The sequence below is a fragment of the Pseudomonas sp. DVZ6 genome (assembly GCF_024259445.1).
Classification (GTDB): Bacteria; Pseudomonadota; Gammaproteobacteria; order Pseudomonadales; family Pseudomonadaceae; genus Aquipseudomonas; species Aquipseudomonas peradeniyensis.
Genome location: NZ_JANCLM010000007.1, coordinates 12,367 through 29,988, shown reverse-complemented (window position 1 = coordinate 29,988; position 17,622 = coordinate 12,367). Strand labels below are relative to the sequence as shown.

The following is a 17,622-nucleotide window of genomic DNA, read 5'->3' as shown; positions in this document are numbered from 1 at the left end:
GCCCTCGTTTCGCGGCACAAGGCCGCTCCTACAGGGATTCGCGCTCGCCTGTAGGAGCGGCCTTGTGCCGCGAAAGGGCCGCAAAGCGGCCCCGGCAGCCTAACAGACAAAAATCAGAGTTTGGCTTTGACCGTTTCTGCTGCATCCCCGCCAGCTTTGGTGGTCACCCCCGCGAGCCAGGCATTAAGCACCTGTGGATGGGCCTTCACCCAACCCCTGGCTGCCTCATCAAAGCTCACCTTCTTATCCACAACCTCGGCCATGATGCTGTTCTCCATATCCAGCGTGAACGTCAGGTTGCCCAGCAACTTCGCCGCATTCGGGCACACCTGTGGATATCCCTTGCGGGTCAGCGTGTACACATCACCTTTGCTGCCAAACCATTTTTCGCCACCCGTGAGGTAATGCATCTTCAACTTCACGTTCATCGGGTGCGGGGTCCAACCCAGGAAGGTGATGAACTGCTGCTTCTTCACTGCCCGATCCACCTGGGCCAACATCGCCTGCTCGCTGGACTCGACCAGCTTCCACTGGCCGAGCTCGAAGTCGTTCTTGTCGATGATCTCCTTCAGCGACAGGTTGGCCGGCGCGCCGGAGCCGATGCCATAGAGCTTCTTGTCGAACTTGTCGGCGTACTTGTGCAGGTCGGCGAAGTCCTTCACGCCGGCCTCCCACACATAATCGGGCACCGCCAGGGTGAACTCGGTGCCCTCCAGGTTGCGCGCCAACTGCTGCACGTCGCCATTGGCGATGAACTTGTCATGAAAACCCTGCTGCGCCGGCATCCAGTTGCCGAGGAAGGCATCCACCCGGCCATCCTTGAGGCCGCCGTAGATGATCGGCACGGCCAGGCTGTCAATCTTCACCTGGTAACCCAGGCTTTCCAGGAGCAGGCGGGCGACAGCGTTGGTGCTGGCAATATCGCTCCAGCCGGGGTCGGCCAGCTTCACGGTGCTGCATTGCGCGTCGCCGTCGGCGGCGTGGGCCGTGCCCAGGCTCAGGGCCAGGGCGAGCACGGCGGTGGAGAACTTCTGCATGGCGGCCTCTCTTCTCAATCCAGGGGTGCGGGCTGTGGATAACGTGCCTTGCGCTCGAGGTCGTCGAGATCGATGTGGTTGCGCATGTACTGTTGGCTGGCGTCCACCAGGGGTTGGTGGTCCCAGCTTTTCAGCGTGCCGATGGCCAGCGCCTCGGCCACCAGGCGGCGGCGGCGCTGGCTGGCCAGCACCTGCTGGCGCAGGCTGGGGATATCCCAGCGCTGGCGTGCTTCATCGACAAATGCCTGCAGCAGCGCCTGGTGCTCCGGGCTGCCGGTGAGGTTCTCCCGCTCGTGCGGGTCGCGGCTCAGGTCGTAGAGTAAACAGGGGTCGTCCTCGCTGTACACGAACTTGTATGCGCCGCGGCGGATCATCATCAGCGGGCCGACGGTGCCTTCGGCCATGTACTCGCCGATCACCTCGTCATGGCCCCCCTGCCCTTGCAGGTGGCCGAGCAGCGAGCGGCCGTCCAGATGAAGGGTGTTATCCACAGCGCCGCCGGCCAACTCGACCAGGGTCGGCAGCAGATCGCAGGTGGATACGCTGGCGCTGACCCGCGCTGGTGCGAAGCGTTTGGGCGCGTGGATCAGCAACGGCACCCGCGCCGACATCTCGAACCAGTGCATCTTGTACCAGAGCCCGCGCTCGCCAAGCATGTCGCCGTGGTCGCCGGAGAAGACGATCAGGGTGTCGTCGGCCAGGCCGCAGTCTTCCAGCGTCTGCACAAGCAGGCCGATATTGTCGTCGATGTAGCTGCAGGCGCCGAAGTAGGCGCGGCGGGCATCGCGGATCTTGTCCACGGGCAGCGGCTTGTCCCACAGGTCGTAGACCTTGAGCAGGCGTTGCGAGTGCGGGTCTTGCTGGCTCTGGGCGATCATGTCGCGGGGCTGCGGGATATCCACCGCCTCGTAGAGATTCCAGTAGCGTTTGGGGATGGTGTACGGGTCATGCGGGTGGGTCATCGACACGGTCAGGCAGAAGGGCCGGCCATCGTCTTCGCGCACGTGGTCGTAGAGGTACTGGCGTGCCTTGAACACCACCTCTTCGTCGAAATCCAGCTGGTTGGTACGCACGCAGGGTCCGGCCTGCAACACCGAGGACATGTTGTGGTACCAGCTAGGGCGCTCGTCGGGGGCGTCCCAGTTCACCGCCCAGCCGTAATCGGCCGGGTAGATGTCGCTGGTCAGTCTTTGCTCATAGCCATGCAACTGGTCCGGGCCGCAGAAATGCATCTTGCCCGACAGCGCGGTGCGGTAGCCGAGGCGGCGCAGGTAGTGGGCGTAAGTCGGTATATCGGCGGGGAAATCGGCGGCGTTGTCATAGGCGCCGATGCGGCTGGGCAACTGGCCGCTGACCAGGGTGAAGCGCGAGGGGGCGCACAGCGGGCTGTTGCAGTAGGCGGAATCGAACACCACGGCCTGCTCGGCGAGGCGCGCCAGGTTGGGCATCCTGATCGGCGACGGGGTGTAGATCGGCAGCAGCGGCGCGGCCATCTGGTCGGCCATGATGAACAGTATGTTGGGTTGCTTCATGGTGACTTCCATCGTCGAGGGTTATGGAGAACGCTTGCAATCCAGCATGGTGCTGTGGATAACGTGGGTAAAGCCCACGTCGGGCAATGACTGGGATTAGCCAAGCTTATGTTTGAGCACCTTGCGGAACTGTCCCTCGATGCCCTGCGTGTATTCGAGGCCGCCGCACGTCTGCGTGGCTTTACTGCCGCTGCCCTGGAGCTGGGCACCACGCAGCCGGCGGTGAGCCAGCAGGTGAAGCGCCTGGAGGCGCGGCTGGGGACGCGATTGTTCGATCGCATCTACCGGGGCATCGAGCTGACCGAAGCGGGCCAGTTGCTGTTCGAACAGGTGCATCAAGGGTTGCAGGCCATGGACGAGGGTGTTGCCCAGGCCAGTGGCCGCGGGCAGCGCGAGGTGTTGCAGGTGGCCACCGACTTCGCCTTCGCGGCGTTCTGGCTGATGCCGCGCTTGCAACGCTTTCACGAGGCCAATCCACAGGTGGATGTGAGCCTGGTCACCGGCGAGCGCAGCCAGGGGATGTTGCGCCCGGACATCGATGTGGCGGTGCTGTTTGGCGATGGGCGCTTTCACCAGGGTGAGAGCCGCTGGTTGTTCGACGAGGAGGTCTTCCCGGTCTGCAGTCCGCGGCTGGCTCATGGCAAACCCTTGTCAGCCGTGGCTTTGCAACGATTGCCCTTGCTGCATCTGAAGGGCGAGCAGGCCAGTCGCTGGTTCGATTGGGCGGGGGTGTTTCGTGGTCTTGGTGTAGACAGCCCGCCTCCGTCCGGGCAACTACGGTTTGATAACTACACGCTGCTGATTCAGGCCGCGATTGCCGGGCAAGGGGTGGCCATCGGTTGGGCGCACCTGGTTGATGGGCTGGTCGAGCAAGGGTTGTTGTGTCGGCCTATGGAAGGCAGTCTGCGGTCGGAGCGCGGGTATTACGTAGTGCTGCCGCCGCGCAAACGACGCGGGGCGCTGATCCAGCGGTTCGTAGATTGGCTGGAGCTGGAGCGCATGTAGGAGCGGCCTTGTGCCGCGAAAGGGCTGCAAAGCAGCCCCGGTAGTGTTGCGGGATTGCCATAATCTGGGGCCGCTTCGCGCCCCTTTCGCGGCACAAGGCCGCTCCTACAGGGATGGCGTAGACTTCCAGATGTTCGTATTACTGTAATCAGGAGCCACCGTGCAAAGGATCAAGGGCTATCACGCCCACGTGTACTACGACGCATCGACCATGGAACAGGCCCGTGAGCTGTGCGAGGAGGCGGCGCGCCTGTTCTCCGTGACCATGGGGCGCATGCACCAGAAGCCGGTCGGGCCGCACCCGGACTGGAGCTGCCAGTTGGCCTTCGGGCCGGAAGTGGTCGGCGTGGTGCTGCCGTGGCTGGCGCTGTATCGCAATGGGCTGGTGGTGTTCCTGCACCCGGAAACCGGGGATGAGCTGGCGGATCACCGCGATCATGCGATCTGGATGGGGGCGATCAGGCCGTTGGATCTGTCGATTTTCAAAGAGTAGATCGTTGTTGCCTGTGCGGGCCTCTTCGCGGGTAAACCCGCTCCCACAGGTCAGGTGAAACTCTCAGGATCACACCATTACTGTGGGAGCGGGTTTACCCGCGAAGCAGGCGACGCGGATCAGGCCCGGGCGGCGCGCACGCCTTCAGCCAGTGCCGAGCACAGGCTCAGCACATCCTTCACTGCCTGTCCGGCATCCTTGGCCTGGGCGATCTTGTCGACCAGCGCCGAACCCACCACCACGCCATCGGCCAAACGGGCAATGGCTGCGGCCTGTTCGGGCGTGCGGATACCAAAGCCAACACTGATCGGCAGATCGGTATGCCGACGCAGGCGTGCAATGGCCTCGGTCACATGCTCGGTGGTTGCCGAACCGGCACCTGTCACACCGGCCACCGACACGTAGTAGACGAACCCGGAGCTGCGCTCCAGCACGCGCGGCAGGCGCGCATCGTCGGTGGTCGGGGTGGTCAGGCGGATGAAGTCGATACCCGCGGCCTGGGCCGGAGTGGCCAGCTCGGCGTCGTGCTCCGGTGGCAGGTCGACGATGATCAGGCCATCGACGCCGGCTTCCTTCGCCTCGGCGACGAACTGCGCCACGCCGAAACGGTGGATCGGGTTGTAGTAACCCATCAACACGATGGGCGTGGTCTGGTTATCCACACGGAATTCGCGAACCATCTGCAGGGTCTTGGCCAGGGTCTGGCCGGCCTCCAGGGCGCGCAGGGTGGCGAGCTGGATGGCCACGCCGTCGGCCATGGGGTCAGTGAACGGCATCCCCAGTTCGATCACGTCGGCACCGGCCGCTGGCAGGCCCTTGAGGATCTCCAGCGAAGCGTCGTAGCCCGGGTCGCCGGCAGTGACGAAGGTGACCAGTGCCGAGCGGCCTTCGGCCTTCAGTTCGGCGAAGCGTTGTTCGAGACGGCTCATGCCTGTTTCTCCTGGGCGGCCATGTGGTTCATCACGGTTTGCATGTCCTTGTCACCACGACCGGACAGGCAGATCACCATCAGGTGGTCCTTGGGCAGCTTCGGCGCGCGCTTGATCGCCTCGGCCAGGGCGTGGGAGCTTTCCAGCGCCGGGATGATGCCCTCCAGGCGGCAGGTGGCGTGGAAGGCGTCGAGAGCCTCGTCGTCGGTGATACTGACGTACTCCACGCGCTTCACTTCGTGCAGGTAGGCGTGCTCCGGGCCGATGCCGGGGTAGTCCAGGCCTGCCGAGATCGAGTGGGCGTCGGTGATCTGGCCGTCGTCGTCCTGCAGCAGGTAGGTGCGGTTGCCGTGCAGCACGCCCGGCACGCCGCCGTTCAGGCTGGCCGCGTGCTTGTCGGTGTGCACGCCGTGGCCGCCGGCTTCGACGCCGATGATCTGCACGCTGGCATCATCGAGGAAGTCGTGGAACAGGCCCATGGCGTTGGAGCCGCCGCCGACGCAGGCGATCAGGCTGTCGGGCAGGCGCCCTTCCTTCTCCTGCAACTGGGCGCGGGTTTCCTTGCCGATGATCGACTGGAAGTCGCGGACCATCGCCGGGTACGGGTGGGGACCTGCCACGGTGCCGATCAGGTAGAAGGTGTCGTCGACGTTGGTGACCCAGTCACGCAGGGCCTCGTTCATGGCGTCCTTGAGCGTGCCGGTGCCGGCGGTCACCGGGACGATCTCGGCGCCCAGCAGCTTCATGCGGAACACGTTGGCCTGCTGACGCTCGATGTCGGTGGCGCCCATGTAGATCACGCAAGGCAGGCCGAAGCGCGCGGCGACGGTGGCTGTGGCCACGCCATGCATGCCGGCGCCGGTCTCGGCGATCAGGCGTTTCTTGCCCATGCGCTTGGCCAGCAGCACCTGGCCGATGCAGTTGTTCACCTTGTGCGCGCCGGTGTGGTTGAGCTCTTCACGCTTGAAGAAGATCTTCGCGCCGCCGCAGTGCTCGGTCAGGCGCTCGGCGAAGTACAGCGGGTTGGGGCGGCCGATGTAGTCGCGCTGGAAGTAGGCCAGTTCTTCGAGGAACTTGGGGTCGGCCTTGGCGGCTTCGTATTCGCGGGCCAGGTCCAGCACCAGGGGCATCAGGGTTTCGGCCACGTAGCGGCCGCCGAACGAGCCGAACAGGCCGTTGGCATCGGGGCCGGCGCGGTATTGGGTCTGGGTCATGGGGCGCTCCATAAGCGGTGTATGGGTTGGGATCGTGCTGGCTTCTTCGCGGGTAAACCCGCTCCCACAGGTACGGCGTCGCACTTGGAATCTGTGGGAGCGGGCTTGCCCGCGAAGAGGCCGACACTGGTCGATGGGCTTTACTCTACCCACGACATGCCCGGCTGAAAACCGATAAGATTGCGAAAACCTGTCAGGAAAACTCACAAGTCAAATGGCCCAGGACCTTCCCCCCCTCAACGCCCTGCGGGCCTTCGAGGCGACCGCCCGGCTGAACAGTGTCAGCCAGGCTGCCGAAGTACTTCACGTCACCCATGGCGCCGTCAGCCGACAGATCAAGGTGCTTGAGGAGCATCTGGGCGTGGCCCTGTTCGCCAAGGACGGGCGTGGCGTCAAACTCACAGATGCCGGGGTGCGCCTGCGTGATGCCAGCTTCGAGGCCTTCGACCGCTTGCGCAGTGTCTGCGCCGAGCTTTCCCGCGATGCCGACGAAGCGCCCTTCGTGCTCGGTTGTTCCGGCAGCCTGCTGGCGCGCTGGTTCATCCCGCGCCTGGGACGTTTGAAGGCTGACCTGCCGGAGTTGCGCCTGCACCTTTCAGCTGGCGAAGGCGATCTCGATCCTCGCCGCCCGGGGCTGGATGCCCTGCTGGTCTATGCCGAACCGCCCTGGCCGGCGGACATGCAGGTGCATGTGCTCGCCGAAGAGCGGATCGGCCCGGTGATGAGCCCGCACTTCGAAGGCTTCGATCGTTTGAAAGCCGCGCCAGCCGTGGCTTTGCAACGAGAGGCGGTGTTGCACACGACCTCGCGGCCACAGGCCTGGCCGACCTGGGCGCAGCAGCATGGCATCGAGCCCGGCGCGCTGAGTTACGGCCAGGCATTCGAGCATTTGTACTACCTGCTGGAGGCGGCGGTGGCAGGGCTTGGCGTGGCCATCGCGCCACAACCACTGGTGGCGGACGACCTGAAGGCCGGGCGGCTGGCTGCGCCATGGGGCTTCTCACCGACCCGCGCCGCGTTGGCCCTGTGGGTGCCCCGGCGCGCCGCGGACGGGCGCGCCGAGCAGCTGGCGCAATGGCTGCGCCGGGAGCTGCAACAGCAGGCCGGCTAGCTGCGCCGGCACATCAGGTAGGCGGCCAGCAGGCCGAGGGCGCCGACTGCCACACCGGCGGTGGTCCAAGGGTGTTCCTGGGCATAGTCGCGGGTGGCGACACCGGTCTGGCGGGTGCGGGTCTTCACTTCCTCGTAGGCGTCACCGAGCAGGCTGCGTGAATGCTTGAGGGCGTTTTCGGCATTGCCGCGCAGCGCCTTCATGGTCTTGTGCGACTCCTCCGAGGCATCGTGCTTGAGGTGCTCCAGTGTCTTGAGCAGGCTTTCGATCTCGGCTTCCATGCTTTCCAGGGAGGCTTGGCGCAGGGAATTGCGTGGCATGTTGACTCTCCTTCGCGGTATGGGCTGTAAGGAGTGCGACTGCGCGGCAGTGGGAAAGTGCAGTCGAACTTTCTCCTGCGGCGATCGCTCGCAGGTAAACCGGGCCTGCGCTGCTAGGCTCAACGGACTACCCAACCAAGGAGAGCACTCATGTCGGATCATCACACCTACAAGAAGATCGAGCTGGTCGGATCCTCCCCCACCAGCATTGAAGAAGCGATCAACAATGCCCTGGCCGAGGCCGGCAAGAGCATCAAGCACCTGGAGTGGTTCGAGGTGGTCGATACCCGCGGGCATATCCGCGACAACAAGGCCGCGCACTTCCAGGTGACGCTGAAGGTGGGCTTTCGCATCGCCAACAGCTGAAACGAAGCTGGGCTAGGCTTGCCCGGCCTGATCGGGTAATAAGGTTGCAGGGCGCGAGCTTCGCGCCCTTTTCGTCTTTGATCTGTACAAGGAAAGCGATCGATGAAGAAGTTGATTCTGGCCGTGGGGCTGATGGCATTGGCCGGCGGCGCGCTGGCGGCGGGCAAGCCGTGCGAGGAGCTCAAGGCGGAGATTGCGGCGAAGCTGGATGCCAAGGGGGTGAAGGGCTATACGCTGGAGATCGTCAACAAGGGCGATCCGGCGGGCAAGGTGGTCGGCACCTGCGAGGGCGGGACCAAGGAGATTGTCTACCGCCGTGGCTGATGCGCTGGATTCTTCGCGGGCAAGCCCGCTCCCACAGGTATTCCACTGTTATCAAGGTCAGTGAGGTACCTGTGGGAGCGGGTTTACCCGCGAAGAAGATCACTCGGTCTTGAGGGCCTGCGCCATCAGCTCATAGGACCTGATCCGGTCGGCATGCTCATAAAGATCACTGGTAAAGATCAGCTCATCCGCCCCGGTCTGTTCCAGCAGCACCTCCACCTTCGCCCGCACCTTCTGCGGGCTGCCGATCATCGCCAGGCCCAGGAAGCTGCTCACCGCATCGCGCTCATGGGGCAGCCATAGTCCATTCATGCTTTCGACCGGCGGGCGCTGCATCAGGCTCTGGCCACGGATCAGCGCAAGGATGCGCTGGTACACCGACGTCGCCAGGTACTCGGCCTTTTCGTCGGTCTCGGCCACCACCATCGGGATGCCGAGCATCACGTAAGGCTTGTCCAGCGTGGTGGACGGCTTGAAATGGTCACGGTAGATGCGGATCGCCTCGTGCATGTAGCGTGGCGCGAAGTGCGAGGCGAAGGCATAGGGCATGCCGCGCATGCCGGCCAGCTGGGCGCTGAACAGGCTGGAGCCGAGCAGCCACATCGGCACCTCGGTGTCGTGACCGGGCACGGCGATCACTTTTTGATCATCGGTACGCGGGCCGAGGTAGCGTGACAGTTCCTCGACATCGTCGGGGAAGTCGTCGGCACTGCCGGAGCGTTCACGCCGCAGGGCGCGGGCGGTCATCTGGTCGGAACCCGGGGCGCGGCCCAGGCCCAGGTCGATACGGCCAGGGTACAGGCTGGCCAGGGTACCGAACTGCTCGGCAATCACCAGCGGCGCATGGTTGGGCAGCATCACCCCGCCGGAACCGATGCGGATGGTCGAGGTGCCACCGGCCAGGTAGCCGATCAGCACGGCGGTGGCCGAACTGGCGATGCCGTCCATGTTGTGGTGTTCGGCGACCCAGAAGCGGTTGTAGCCAAAGCGTTCGGCGTGCCGGGCCAGGTCCAGCGAGTTGTGCAGCGATTGCGCCGGGCTGCCATCGGCGCGCACGGGCACCAGGTCGAGGGTGGATATCTTCAGGTCTCGCAGGTGCGTCATTGGAGCCTCCGCTTCAGGTGATTGGCCAAGGGCCTTGCGAACTCTGTATGGGCATATTCGGCGGATTCAATGCCTGCCTGCAGATTGATCTGAACTTGGCGCAGGCCCAGTCCTCAGAACTGTACATACCCAACCCATGTCCGGGAGGCAGCATGAAAAAGACAGCATCGGCGGTCTGGCAAGGTGGTCTGAAGGACGGCAAAGGCCAGATTTCCACTGAAAGCGGCGCGCTCAAGCAGGCGCCCTACGGCTTCAACACCCGCTTCGAGGGCAGCCCCGGGACCAACCCGGAGGAGCTGATCGGCGCCGCCCATGCCGGGTGCTTCTCGATGGCGCTGTCGATGATGCTGGGCGAGGCGGGTTTCACCCCGGAACGTATCGATACCGTTGCCGAAGTGAGTCTCGACAAGCAGGCCGACGGCTTTGCCATTACCGCCGTGCACCTCACGCTCAAGGCAACAGTGCCGGGTGCCAGCGAAGCGCAATTCAAGGAGATCGCCAACAAGGCCAAGGCGGGTTGCCCGGTCTCCAAGGTACTGAACGCGACTATCAGCCTGGACGCCACCCTGCTTTCCTAGGCGGCGCAACGGCGGCGGTTTCCTGTAGTCTAAACAGCGTTGGCAGCTCGTCTGCCCTGTCTCAGGAGCCGTTCCATGATCCGCGTAGCAATTGGTGTGCTGGCTTCCCTGCTCGCCACGGTCGCACTGGCCGCGCCCAAGCCGTGCGAGGAACTGAAGGCCGAGATCGAAGCGAAGATCCAGGCGCGCGGGGTGACCTCCTACACGCTGGAGATCGTGCCTAACAGCGAAGTCCGCGATCAGAACATGATCGTGGGCAGCTGCGATGGCGGCACGAAGAAGATCATCTACCAGAAGAACGATAGGTAAGGCCGGCTTCCACCTCTGTAGGAGCGGCCTTGTACCGCGATGGGGCTGCGCAGCAGCACCGGTGATTTTTGTTTGATGCTGAAATCCTGGCGTCCCTATCGCGACACAAGGCCGATCCAGGCGAATGGCTGTGAGTCCTAGGGAATACAGGTCACGTTGCTCGGCTCGTTGACCACCACCTTGCGGTTGGCGTCGTACAGCAGCACCTGCGGTTGCATCGCCGGGGCCCGTGCCTCCAGGCGATAACGCTGGCCGGCCTTGAAGTCGTTGTAGCGCACGGTGAGATAGCAGGTTCGCTCGGTGGGGTCGGTGCTGAAGCCGCCGGAATGGATCTCGTAGTCAAAGCGCACCACCAGTTCGTGCTTGCCCGGCGTCACCTGGAAGTAGCGACCGTCATCCAGGCGCTGGCCGTCGAGGCGGTCGGCCATGATGGTCCTGCCGGGGGTGATGGTGTAGAGATCGACCCAGGCCTTGCCTGGGTCTACGGGCGGCAAGGGGCTGGCGCACGCCCCCAGTGCACTGAGGGCCATCAGCATCATGGGCTGGCGCATGGTGAAACTCCCGCTCGCGGTTCACAGGTTACAAGCATAGCGCCGTTCGCAGGGTTCAGGTGCGCTGGCAGCCTGCCGGCTCACCTTGGCCGATCAGTTTCTGCTGCTGGTCGTAGAGCTTGATCCAGGGGCGGAAACCGATGCTGCCCGCCTGCATCTGGTAGCGTTGCCCGGCGGTGAAGTCCTTGTAGCTGAGATTGAGCTGGCAGTCGCGCCACAGCGGCTCGTCCACCGGGCCGATGTTGCTGGGCGTCACGGTGAACTGGTAGCGCACGGTCAGCTCATGATTGCCGGGCTGCACCTGGAAATAGCGGGTGTCGGCCCAGTCGCGCTCATCGACCTGCAGGGCGTGCAGCGAGTCGTTGTCACCCGGGGCGAGGTCGATCCAGGCCTGGTTCGGGTCGGCGCGCGGCAGGAATGAGGCACAACCGGACAGCAGCACGAGCGTGCCGGCGGCAAACAGCAGAGTACGCATGGCGAAGCTTCCCCTTGGCGAGATAGTCTTGGTCGCATTCGGCCGACGAGCGAGATAGACAGCCTCGATGTTTGGACTTTTTCTTTTCATGCGCTGCAGCCGTCGGGCTCTGGACCGCGTTTTCACCCGGTTGGTTCCCGTGGCGCTGGGCGTCCTGCTGAGCGGTTGCTCCAGCGTGGGCTATTACGGCCAGTTGGCCGAGGGCCAGTGGCAGTTGTTGCGGGCGCGCCAGCCGCTGGATCGGGTGATCGAGGATCCGGCCACCAGCCCGGTGCTGCGCCAGCGCCTGTCGTTTGCCGAAAAGGCCCGGGCGTTTGCCAGCTCGCAGTTGAAGTTGCCGGACAACGGCAGTTACCGGGTCTACGCCGATTTGGGGCGACCGTATGTGGTGTGGAATGTGTTCGCGACACCTGAGCTGTCGTTGCAGCCGGTGACCCATTGCTTCCCCATCGCCGGCTGCGTGGCTTATCGAGGGTATTACCGGCAGGGCGCGGCCCGCGGCGCGGCGGCGTTGATGCGCCAGGAAGGCCTGGATGTCTATGTGGGAGGCGTGGAGGCTTACTCCACCCTGGGATGGTTCGATGACCCGATTCTGTCGACCATGGCCGGCTGGGGGGATGAGCGCCTGGCCACGGTGATCTTCCATGAGCTTGCGCACCAGCGCTTCTACGTGCAGGACGATACCGAGTTCAACGAGTCGTTCGCCTCGTTCGTCGAACAGGAGGGCACCCGGCAATGGCGCGCGGCACGTGGCTTGGCAGCCATCGACGAGGCTGGCGCCCGGCAGCGCGAGCAGTTCACCCGGCTGGTGCTGGCCAGCCGCGAGCGGTTGCAGGCGATCTATGCCGGGCCGTTGGATGAGGCGAGCAAACGGGCGGCCAAGCAGGTTGAGTTCGAGCGGTTGCGCCGGGAATACCGCGAGGTGCGGGATCGGGATTGGGGCGGGGATCGGCGGTTCGATGCCTGGATCTTTGCGCCATTGAACAATGCCAAGTTGTTGCCTTTTGGGCTTTATGATCAGTGGGTTCCGGCGTTTTCGCAGTTGTTCAAGGATGTTGGTGGGGATTGGTTGCGGTTTTACCAGCGAGTCGAAGAATTGGGTCGGATGCCCATTGATAGGCGCAAGGTACAGTTGGAGCGTCTGATGCCATCGCGGGGCAAGCCCGCTCCCACGCCATGATCAGCTGCCAGCGTGGGACAGAGGACAGCGTGGGAGCGGGCTTGCCCCGCGAAGAGGTCAGCGCGTAAAGGCCTGGTGCAACTCGGCCAGTGTCTCGAAATGGAACGCTGGCGCCTCGGCCTCCAGTTCCTCCCGGCTGCCGAACCCATAGCCCACCGCCACGGCCTGCAAGCCATTGCTGCGCGCACCGATCAGGTCATGCTTGCGGTCACCGATCATCAGGGTCTGTGCCGGGTCGAGCCCTTCTTCATCCAGCAGGTGGCGAATCAGCTCGACCTTGTTGGTGCGGGTGCCGTCCAGCTCGCTGCCGTAGATCACCTTGAAGTGCTGGTCGAACTCGAAATGCCGGGCGATCTCGCGGGCATACACCCACGGCTTGGAAGTGGCGATATACAGGGTGCGTCCCTGGCCGTTGAGCGCCTGCAGCAGCTCGGGCACGCCGTCGAACACCAGGTTCTCGTAAAGCCCGGTGACCTTGAAGCGCTCGCGGTAGAAGTTCACCGCATCCCAGGCCTTGGCCTCGTCGAAGCCATAGAACTGCATGAAGGCCTGCAACAGGGGCGGGCCGATGAAGTGCTCGAGGCGGGTCAGGTCCGGCTCGTCGATGCCCAGCTTGGCCAGGGCGTACTGGATCGAGCGGGTGATTCCTGAGCGCGGGTCGGTCAGGGTGCCGTCGAGGTCGAAAAGGATGTTCTGCTGGTGCATGTAATGGATTCCGCTCGAATTCTGGGTCGACTGCTTCGCGGGTAAACCCGCTCCCACAGGCTGTGTGCAAGATCTGTGGGAGCGGGCTTGCCCCGCGATGGCGTCATTGCGGTTGGTCGTAGCCTTCGGCCAGGTGCTGGTCCTTGAGCTTCACGTAGTTGCCGGCACTGTAGGCAAAGAACGCGTGTTCCTGCTCGCTCAGCAGGCGCACCTGCTTCACCGGGCTGCCCATGTACAGGTAGCCGCTGACCAGGCGCTTGCCCGGCGGCACCAGGCTGCCGGCGCCGATGATCACCTCGTCCTCGACGATGGCGCCGTCCATGAGGGTGCTGCCCATGCCGACCAGGATGCGGTTGCCCAGGGTACAGCCATGCAGCATGACTTTATGACCGATGGTCACCTCGTCACCGATGATCAGCGGAAAACCGTCGGGGTTGAACGGCCCGGCGTGGGTGATGTGCAGCACGCTGGCGTCCTGCACGCTGGTGCGCGCGCCGATGCGGATGCGGTGCATGTCGCCGCGTACCACGGTCAGCGGCCAGATCGAGCTGTCCTCGCCGATCTCGACGTCGCCGATGACCACCGCCGAACGGTCGACGAAGGCCCGTGCTCCCACTTTCGGCGTGTGTTGCTGGAAGGTCCGGAGGGCCATGATAGTGTTCCTCTGCAATGCCGATAGGCAGGCTGCCTGCTGCGGTCGGCGTCGATTGTAATTAAGATGGTCCCGTGTTTCTCCTGCCAAGGTACCCGAACCGTGAGTGCGAACAACCCGCTGCTGCAGTCCCATGATCTGCCGCCCTTCTCGGCGATCCGCGCCGAGCATGTGCTGCCGGCGATCGAGCAGATCCTCGCCGACAACCGCAAGGCCATCGCCGAGATCCTCGAAAAGCAGGGCAAGAACCCGACCTGGGCCGGCCTGGTGCTGGCGATGGACGAACTCAACGACCGCCTGGGCGCCGCCTGGAGCCCGGTCAGCCACCTCAATGCGGTGTGCAACAGCCAGGAGCTGCGCGAGGCCTACGAGTCGTGCCTGCCGGCCCTGAGCGCCTATTCCACCGAACTGGGCCAGAATCGCGCCCTGTTCGAAGCCTATGAAGCCCTGGCCGCCAGCCCCGAGGCCGCAGGCTTCGACGTGGCGCAGAAGACCATCATCGACCACGCCCTGCGCGACTTCCGCCTGTCGGGCATCGACCTGCCGGCCGACCAGCAGCGGCGCTACGCCGAAGTGCAGAGCAAGCTCAGCGAGCTGGGCAGCCGCTTCTCCAACCAGCTGCTCGATGCCACCCAGGCCTGGACCAAGCACGTCACCGACGAGGCCGCCCTCGCCGGCCTGACCGACTCGGCCAAGGCGCAGATGGCCGCCGCCGCCCAGGCCAAGGGCCTCGACGGTTGGCTGATCACCCTGGAATTCCCCAGCTATTACGCGGTGATGACCTACGCCGACGACCGCGCCCTGCGCGAAGAGCTGTATGCCGCCTACTGCACCCGCGCCTCCGACCAGGGGCCGAACGCCGGCCAGTTCGACAATGGCCCGGTAATGGAAGAGATCCTCGACCTGCGTCAGGAGCTGGCCAAGCTGCTGGGCTACCCGAACTTCGCCGAGCTGAGCCTGGCCACCAAGATGGCCGAGTCCAGCGACCAGGTGCTGAGCTTCCTGCGCGACCTGGCCAAGCGTTCCAAGCCGTTCGCTGCCCAGGACCTGGAACAGCTCAAGGCCTACGCCGCCGAGCAGGGTACCCCTGAGCTGGCCAGCTGGGACGCCGGCTACTTCGGCGAGAAGCTGCGCGAGCAGCGCTACAGCGTGTCGCAGGAAGCCCTGCGCGCCTACTTCCCGATCGACAAGGTGCTGACCGGCCTGTTCGCCATCGTCCAGCGCCTGTACGGCATCGAGATCGCCGAGCTCAAGGGCTTCGACAGCTGGCACCCGGACGTGCGCCTGTTCGAGATCAAGGAAAACGGCCAGCACGTCGGGCGCTTCTTCTTCGACCTCTATGCCCGCGCCAACAAGCGTGGCGGTGCCTGGATGGACGGCGCCCGCGATCATCGCCGCACCGCCGCCGGCTCGCTGCAGAGCCCGGTGGCCAACCTGGTGTGCAACTTCACCCCGGCCACGCCCGGCAAACCGGCGCTGCTGACCCACGACGAAGTCACCACCCTGTTCCACGAGTTCGGCCACGGCCTGCACCATCTGCTGACCCGCATCGAGCATGCTGGCGTGTCCGGCATCAACGGCGTGGCCTGGGACGCGGTGGAGCTGCCGAGCCAGTTCATGGAGAACTGGTGCTGGGAGCCCGAGGGCTTGGCGCTGATTTCCGGCCACTACGAGACCGGCGAACCACTGCCCCAGGACCTGCTGGACAAAATGCTGGCGGCGAAGAACTTCCAGTCCGGCATGATGATGGTGCGCCAGCTGGAGTTCTCGCTGTTCGACTTCGAGCTGCACGCCACCCACGGCGACGGCCGCAGCGTGCTGCAGGTGCTCGAAGGCGTGCGAGACGAGGTCTCGGTGATGCGTCCGCCGGCCTACAACCGTTTCCCCAACAGCTTCGCGCACATCTTCGCCGGCGGTTACGCGGCGGGTTACTACAGTTACAAGTGGGCCGAAGTGCTGTCGGCCGACGCCTTCTCGCGCTTCGAGGAAGAAGGCGTGCTGAACGCCGAGACCGGCCGTGCCTTCCGCGAAGCCATCCTGGCCCGTGGCGGCTCCCGTGAGCCGATGGTGCTGTTCGTCGACTTCCGTGGCCGTGAGCCTTCCATCGATGCATTGCTGCGCCACAGTGGCCTTACCGAGGACGCGGCGGCATGAGCGAGGTAGCCGTGAGCAAGAGCAAGCGACGTTTCATCGCCGGGGCGGTATGCCCGGCGTGCAGTGAGATGGACAAGCTGATGATGTGGAACGAGGACGGCGTGCCGCACCGCGAGTGCGTGGCCTGCGGGTTCACCGACACCCTGAACGAACAGGGCCTGTCGGTACCCTCGGAGCTGGGCACCCGGGTCAACCACCTGGCGCCCAAGGCGGCGCCGGCCAAGGTGCAGACCGTGCAGTTCTTCCCCAATCCGAAGCTGAAGAAGCCGGAGTAACCGGGTTTCGCAATTCCTTGCGCCCATTCGCGGGTAAACCCGCTCCCACAGGAGTATCACAGGCCTGTGGGAGCGGGTTTACCCGCGAATGGGGCAGGCGGTACTGGCATCACTTCGAAAACCGGATTACTGTGTTTATGTACAGTAATCCGGTCTTCCATCATGAAACCAGCCCCCATTCGCGGCCGCGGCACCGCCGACAACCCCCACAACCGCTTCGCCCCGAGCGTTTCAGTGGCCGAGGACGATGGCTGGTACCAGGAAGTCCCACTCACCCAGGGCACCGAGGTGCGGATCGAGACGGCCAAGACCATCATCGCCCGCAACACCTCCCCCGACCTGCCCTTCGACCGTTCCATCAACCCCTACCGCGGTTGCGAGCACGGCTGCATCTACTGCTATGCGCGCCCCAGCCATGCCTACTGGGACCTCTCTCCCGGTCTCGATTTCGAAACCAAGCTGATCGCCAAGACCAATGCCGCCGAAGTGCTCGAGCAGCAACTGAGCAAGCCGGGATACGCCTGTGCGCCGATCAACCTGGGTTCGAACACCGATCCCTACCAGCCCATCGAGCGTGAGCACCAGCTCACCCGGCGTCTGCTAGAGGTGCTGCTGCGCTACCGCCACCCGGTAACCATCGTCACCAAGGGCTCGCTGGTATTGCGCGACCTCGACCTTCTGAGCGAACTGGCCAGCCAGCGCCTGGCGCGGGTGATGATCAGCCTCACCACTCTCGACGATGAACTCAAGCGCACCCTCGAACCCCGCGCGGCCGCTCCGAAGGCGCGCCTGCGGGCGATCCGCGTGTTGCGTGAGGCCGGCGTTCCGGTGGGCGTGCTGTGTTCGCCGATGATCCCGATGATCAACGACAGCGAGCTGGAGCACCTGCTGGAGGCGGCGAAGGAAGCCGGCGCGCAGAGCGCGGCCTACATGATGCTGCGCCTGCCGCTGGAGGTGGCGCCGCTGTTCGAGCAGTGGCTGCACGATCACTACCCGCAGCGGGCCGCGCATGTGCTGAGCCTGATCCGCCAGAGCCGGGGGGGCGAGTTGTATGACAGCCGTTTCGGCGCTCGGATGCGCGGCGAGGGAGTGTTCGCCGAGCTGTTGGCCCAGCGCTTTCGCAAGGCGGCCAGGCGGTTGGGGTTCGAGGGGCGTGAGGACCTGCAGCTCGATTGCAGCGCTTTCTGCGTCCCCGGCGCACAGATGGCGCTGTTCTAGCAGCGCAATCTCTTTGTCCGAGAGCTATAAGTACAACTAACACAACCCAACAATTTCACTCATGAAGCTTGGCATCTGATGCTTTTTTGC

At 64.4% G+C, this 17,622-nt stretch carries 21 protein-coding genes; 11 read left to right on the top strand and 10 right to left on the bottom strand.

Features of this window, described 5'->3' with window-relative positions:
* Positions 1-113 precede the first annotated feature (113 nt).
* Both choX and betC read right to left on the bottom strand, forming a co-directional pair.
* The gene (gene choX / locus NMG10_RS05850; RefSeq protein ID WP_232855451.1) at positions 114-1,037 is read right to left on the bottom strand and encodes a choline ABC transporter substrate-binding protein; all 924 of its coding nucleotides are present in this window, start codon (positions 1,035-1,037) and stop codon (positions 114-116) included.
* Positions 1,038-1,051: 14 nt separating this feature from the next.
* Positions 1,052-2,569, bottom strand: a complete 1,518-nt coding sequence (gene betC, locus NMG10_RS05845) for a choline-sulfatase (RefSeq protein ID WP_232855452.1) — start codon at positions 2,567-2,569, stop codon at positions 1,052-1,054.
* Positions 2,570-2,677: 108 nt separating this feature from the next.
* Here betC and NMG10_RS05840 point away from each other — a divergent pair, with 108 nt between their 5' ends.
* Both NMG10_RS05840 and NMG10_RS05835 read left to right on the top strand, forming a co-directional pair.
* A complete protein-coding gene (locus tag NMG10_RS05840) occupies positions 2,678-3,574 on the top strand; it encodes a LysR family transcriptional regulator (RefSeq protein WP_232855453.1) in 897 nt (298 codons plus the stop codon).
* Between the two features lie 160 nt (positions 3,575-3,734).
* The gene (locus tag NMG10_RS05835) at positions 3,735-4,067 is read left to right on the top strand and encodes a DOPA 4,5-dioxygenase family protein (protein ID WP_254463950.1); all 333 of its coding nucleotides are present in this window, start codon (positions 3,735-3,737) and stop codon (positions 4,065-4,067) included.
* A 119-nt stretch (positions 4,068-4,186) separates the two neighbouring features.
* Here the strand turns inward: NMG10_RS05835 and trpA are convergent, their stop codons facing one another.
* Both trpA and trpB read right to left on the bottom strand, forming a co-directional pair.
* Positions 4,187-4,996, bottom strand: coding sequence for a tryptophan synthase subunit alpha (gene trpA, locus NMG10_RS05830; RefSeq protein WP_203649191.1), 810 nt, complete (start codon positions 4,994-4,996; stop codon positions 4,187-4,189).
* The gene (gene trpB, locus NMG10_RS05825; RefSeq protein ID WP_110736082.1) at positions 4,993-6,210 is read right to left on the bottom strand and encodes a tryptophan synthase subunit beta; all 1,218 of its coding nucleotides are present in this window, start codon (positions 6,208-6,210) and stop codon (positions 4,993-4,995) included. Before trpB ends, trpA begins: the two co-directional genes overlap by 4 nt.
* Before the next feature lie 214 nt (positions 6,211-6,424).
* Here trpB and NMG10_RS05820 point away from each other — a divergent pair, with 214 nt between their 5' ends.
* Positions 6,425-7,321, top strand: coding sequence for a LysR family transcriptional regulator (locus NMG10_RS05820; protein WP_232855455.1), 897 nt, complete (start codon positions 6,425-6,427; stop codon positions 7,319-7,321).
* Here NMG10_RS05820 and NMG10_RS05815 read toward each other — a convergent pair.
* Entirely contained in the window at positions 7,318-7,641 is a 324-nt protein-coding gene (locus NMG10_RS05815) for a YqjD family protein (RefSeq protein WP_203649189.1), read from the bottom strand. The genes NMG10_RS05820 and NMG10_RS05815 overlap by 4 nt on opposite strands.
* Before the next feature lie 150 nt (positions 7,642-7,791).
* Here NMG10_RS05815 and NMG10_RS05810 point away from each other — a divergent pair, with 150 nt between their 5' ends.
* Both NMG10_RS05810 and NMG10_RS05805 read left to right on the top strand, forming a co-directional pair.
* The gene (locus tag NMG10_RS05810) at positions 7,792-8,007 is read left to right on the top strand and encodes a dodecin (protein WP_011531496.1); all 216 of its coding nucleotides are present in this window, start codon (positions 7,792-7,794) and stop codon (positions 8,005-8,007) included.
* A 102-nt stretch (positions 8,008-8,109) separates the two neighbouring features.
* A complete protein-coding gene (locus tag NMG10_RS05805) occupies positions 8,110-8,331 on the top strand; it encodes a DUF1161 domain-containing protein (protein ID WP_110736077.1) in 222 nt (73 codons plus the stop codon).
* Positions 8,332-8,430: 99 nt separating this feature from the next.
* On the opposite strand, the gene NMG10_RS05800 is transcribed toward NMG10_RS05805, so the two are convergent.
* Positions 8,431-9,435 (bottom strand): LLM class flavin-dependent oxidoreductase, encoded by a 1,005-nt coding sequence (locus NMG10_RS05800; protein WP_203649187.1) that lies wholly within the window; start codon positions 9,433-9,435, stop codon positions 8,431-8,433.
* 152 nt (positions 9,436-9,587) lie between these two features.
* Here NMG10_RS05800 and NMG10_RS05795 point away from each other — a divergent pair, with 152 nt between their 5' ends.
* Together NMG10_RS05795 and NMG10_RS05790 are read left to right on the top strand one after the other, a co-directional pair.
* Positions 9,588-10,013, top strand: coding sequence for an OsmC family protein (locus tag NMG10_RS05795; RefSeq protein ID WP_203649185.1), 426 nt, complete (start codon positions 9,588-9,590; stop codon positions 10,011-10,013).
* 75 nt (positions 10,014-10,088) lie between these two features.
* Positions 10,089-10,322, top strand: coding sequence for a DUF1161 domain-containing protein (locus NMG10_RS05790; RefSeq protein WP_203649183.1), 234 nt, complete (start codon positions 10,089-10,091; stop codon positions 10,320-10,322).
* Between the two features lie 137 nt (positions 10,323-10,459).
* On the opposite strand, the gene NMG10_RS05785 is transcribed toward NMG10_RS05790, so the two are convergent.
* Positions 10,460-10,873: a hypothetical protein gene (locus NMG10_RS05785; protein WP_203649181.1), complete on the bottom strand. Its 414-nt coding sequence runs from the start codon at positions 10,871-10,873 to the stop codon at positions 10,460-10,462.
* 55 nt (positions 10,874-10,928) lie between these two features.
* Positions 10,929-11,348 (bottom strand): hypothetical protein, encoded by a 420-nt coding sequence (locus NMG10_RS05780; RefSeq protein WP_254463949.1) that lies wholly within the window; start codon positions 11,346-11,348, stop codon positions 10,929-10,931.
* A gap of 88 nt (positions 11,349-11,436) precedes the next feature.
* On the opposite strand from NMG10_RS05780, the gene NMG10_RS05775 reads away from it, so the two are divergent.
* Complete coding sequence (locus tag NMG10_RS05775) at positions 11,437-12,528, top strand: aminopeptidase (RefSeq protein WP_254463948.1); 1,092 nt, start codon at positions 11,437-11,439, stop codon at positions 12,526-12,528.
* 57 nt (positions 12,529-12,585) lie between these two features.
* Here the strand turns inward: NMG10_RS05775 and NMG10_RS05770 are convergent, their stop codons facing one another.
* Both NMG10_RS05770 and NMG10_RS05765 read right to left on the bottom strand, forming a co-directional pair.
* Positions 12,586-13,233, bottom strand: coding sequence for an HAD family hydrolase (locus tag NMG10_RS05770; protein ID WP_203649175.1), 648 nt, complete (start codon positions 13,231-13,233; stop codon positions 12,586-12,588).
* A gap of 103 nt (positions 13,234-13,336) precedes the next feature.
* Entirely contained in the window at positions 13,337-13,885 is a 549-nt protein-coding gene (locus tag NMG10_RS05765; protein ID WP_232855458.1) for a gamma carbonic anhydrase family protein, read from the bottom strand.
* A gap of 102 nt (positions 13,886-13,987) precedes the next feature.
* Here NMG10_RS05765 and prlC point away from each other — a divergent pair, with 102 nt between their 5' ends.
* From prlC to NMG10_RS05750, 3 genes are all read left to right on the top strand, one after another.
* On the top strand, positions 13,988-16,039 hold the full coding sequence (prlC, locus tag NMG10_RS05760; protein WP_254463947.1) for an oligopeptidase A: 2,052 nt from the start codon (positions 13,988-13,990) through the stop codon (positions 16,037-16,039).
* Entirely contained in the window at positions 16,036-16,314 is a 279-nt protein-coding gene (locus NMG10_RS05755) for a YheV family putative zinc ribbon protein (RefSeq protein ID WP_110736062.1), read from the top strand. The genes prlC and NMG10_RS05755 overlap by 4 nt, the downstream gene beginning before the upstream one ends.
* Positions 16,315-16,473: 159 nt before the next feature.
* Positions 16,474-17,532, top strand: coding sequence for a PA0069 family radical SAM protein (locus tag NMG10_RS05750; protein WP_254464000.1), 1,059 nt, complete (start codon positions 16,474-16,476; stop codon positions 17,530-17,532).
* Positions 17,533-17,622: the final 90 nt, after the last annotated feature.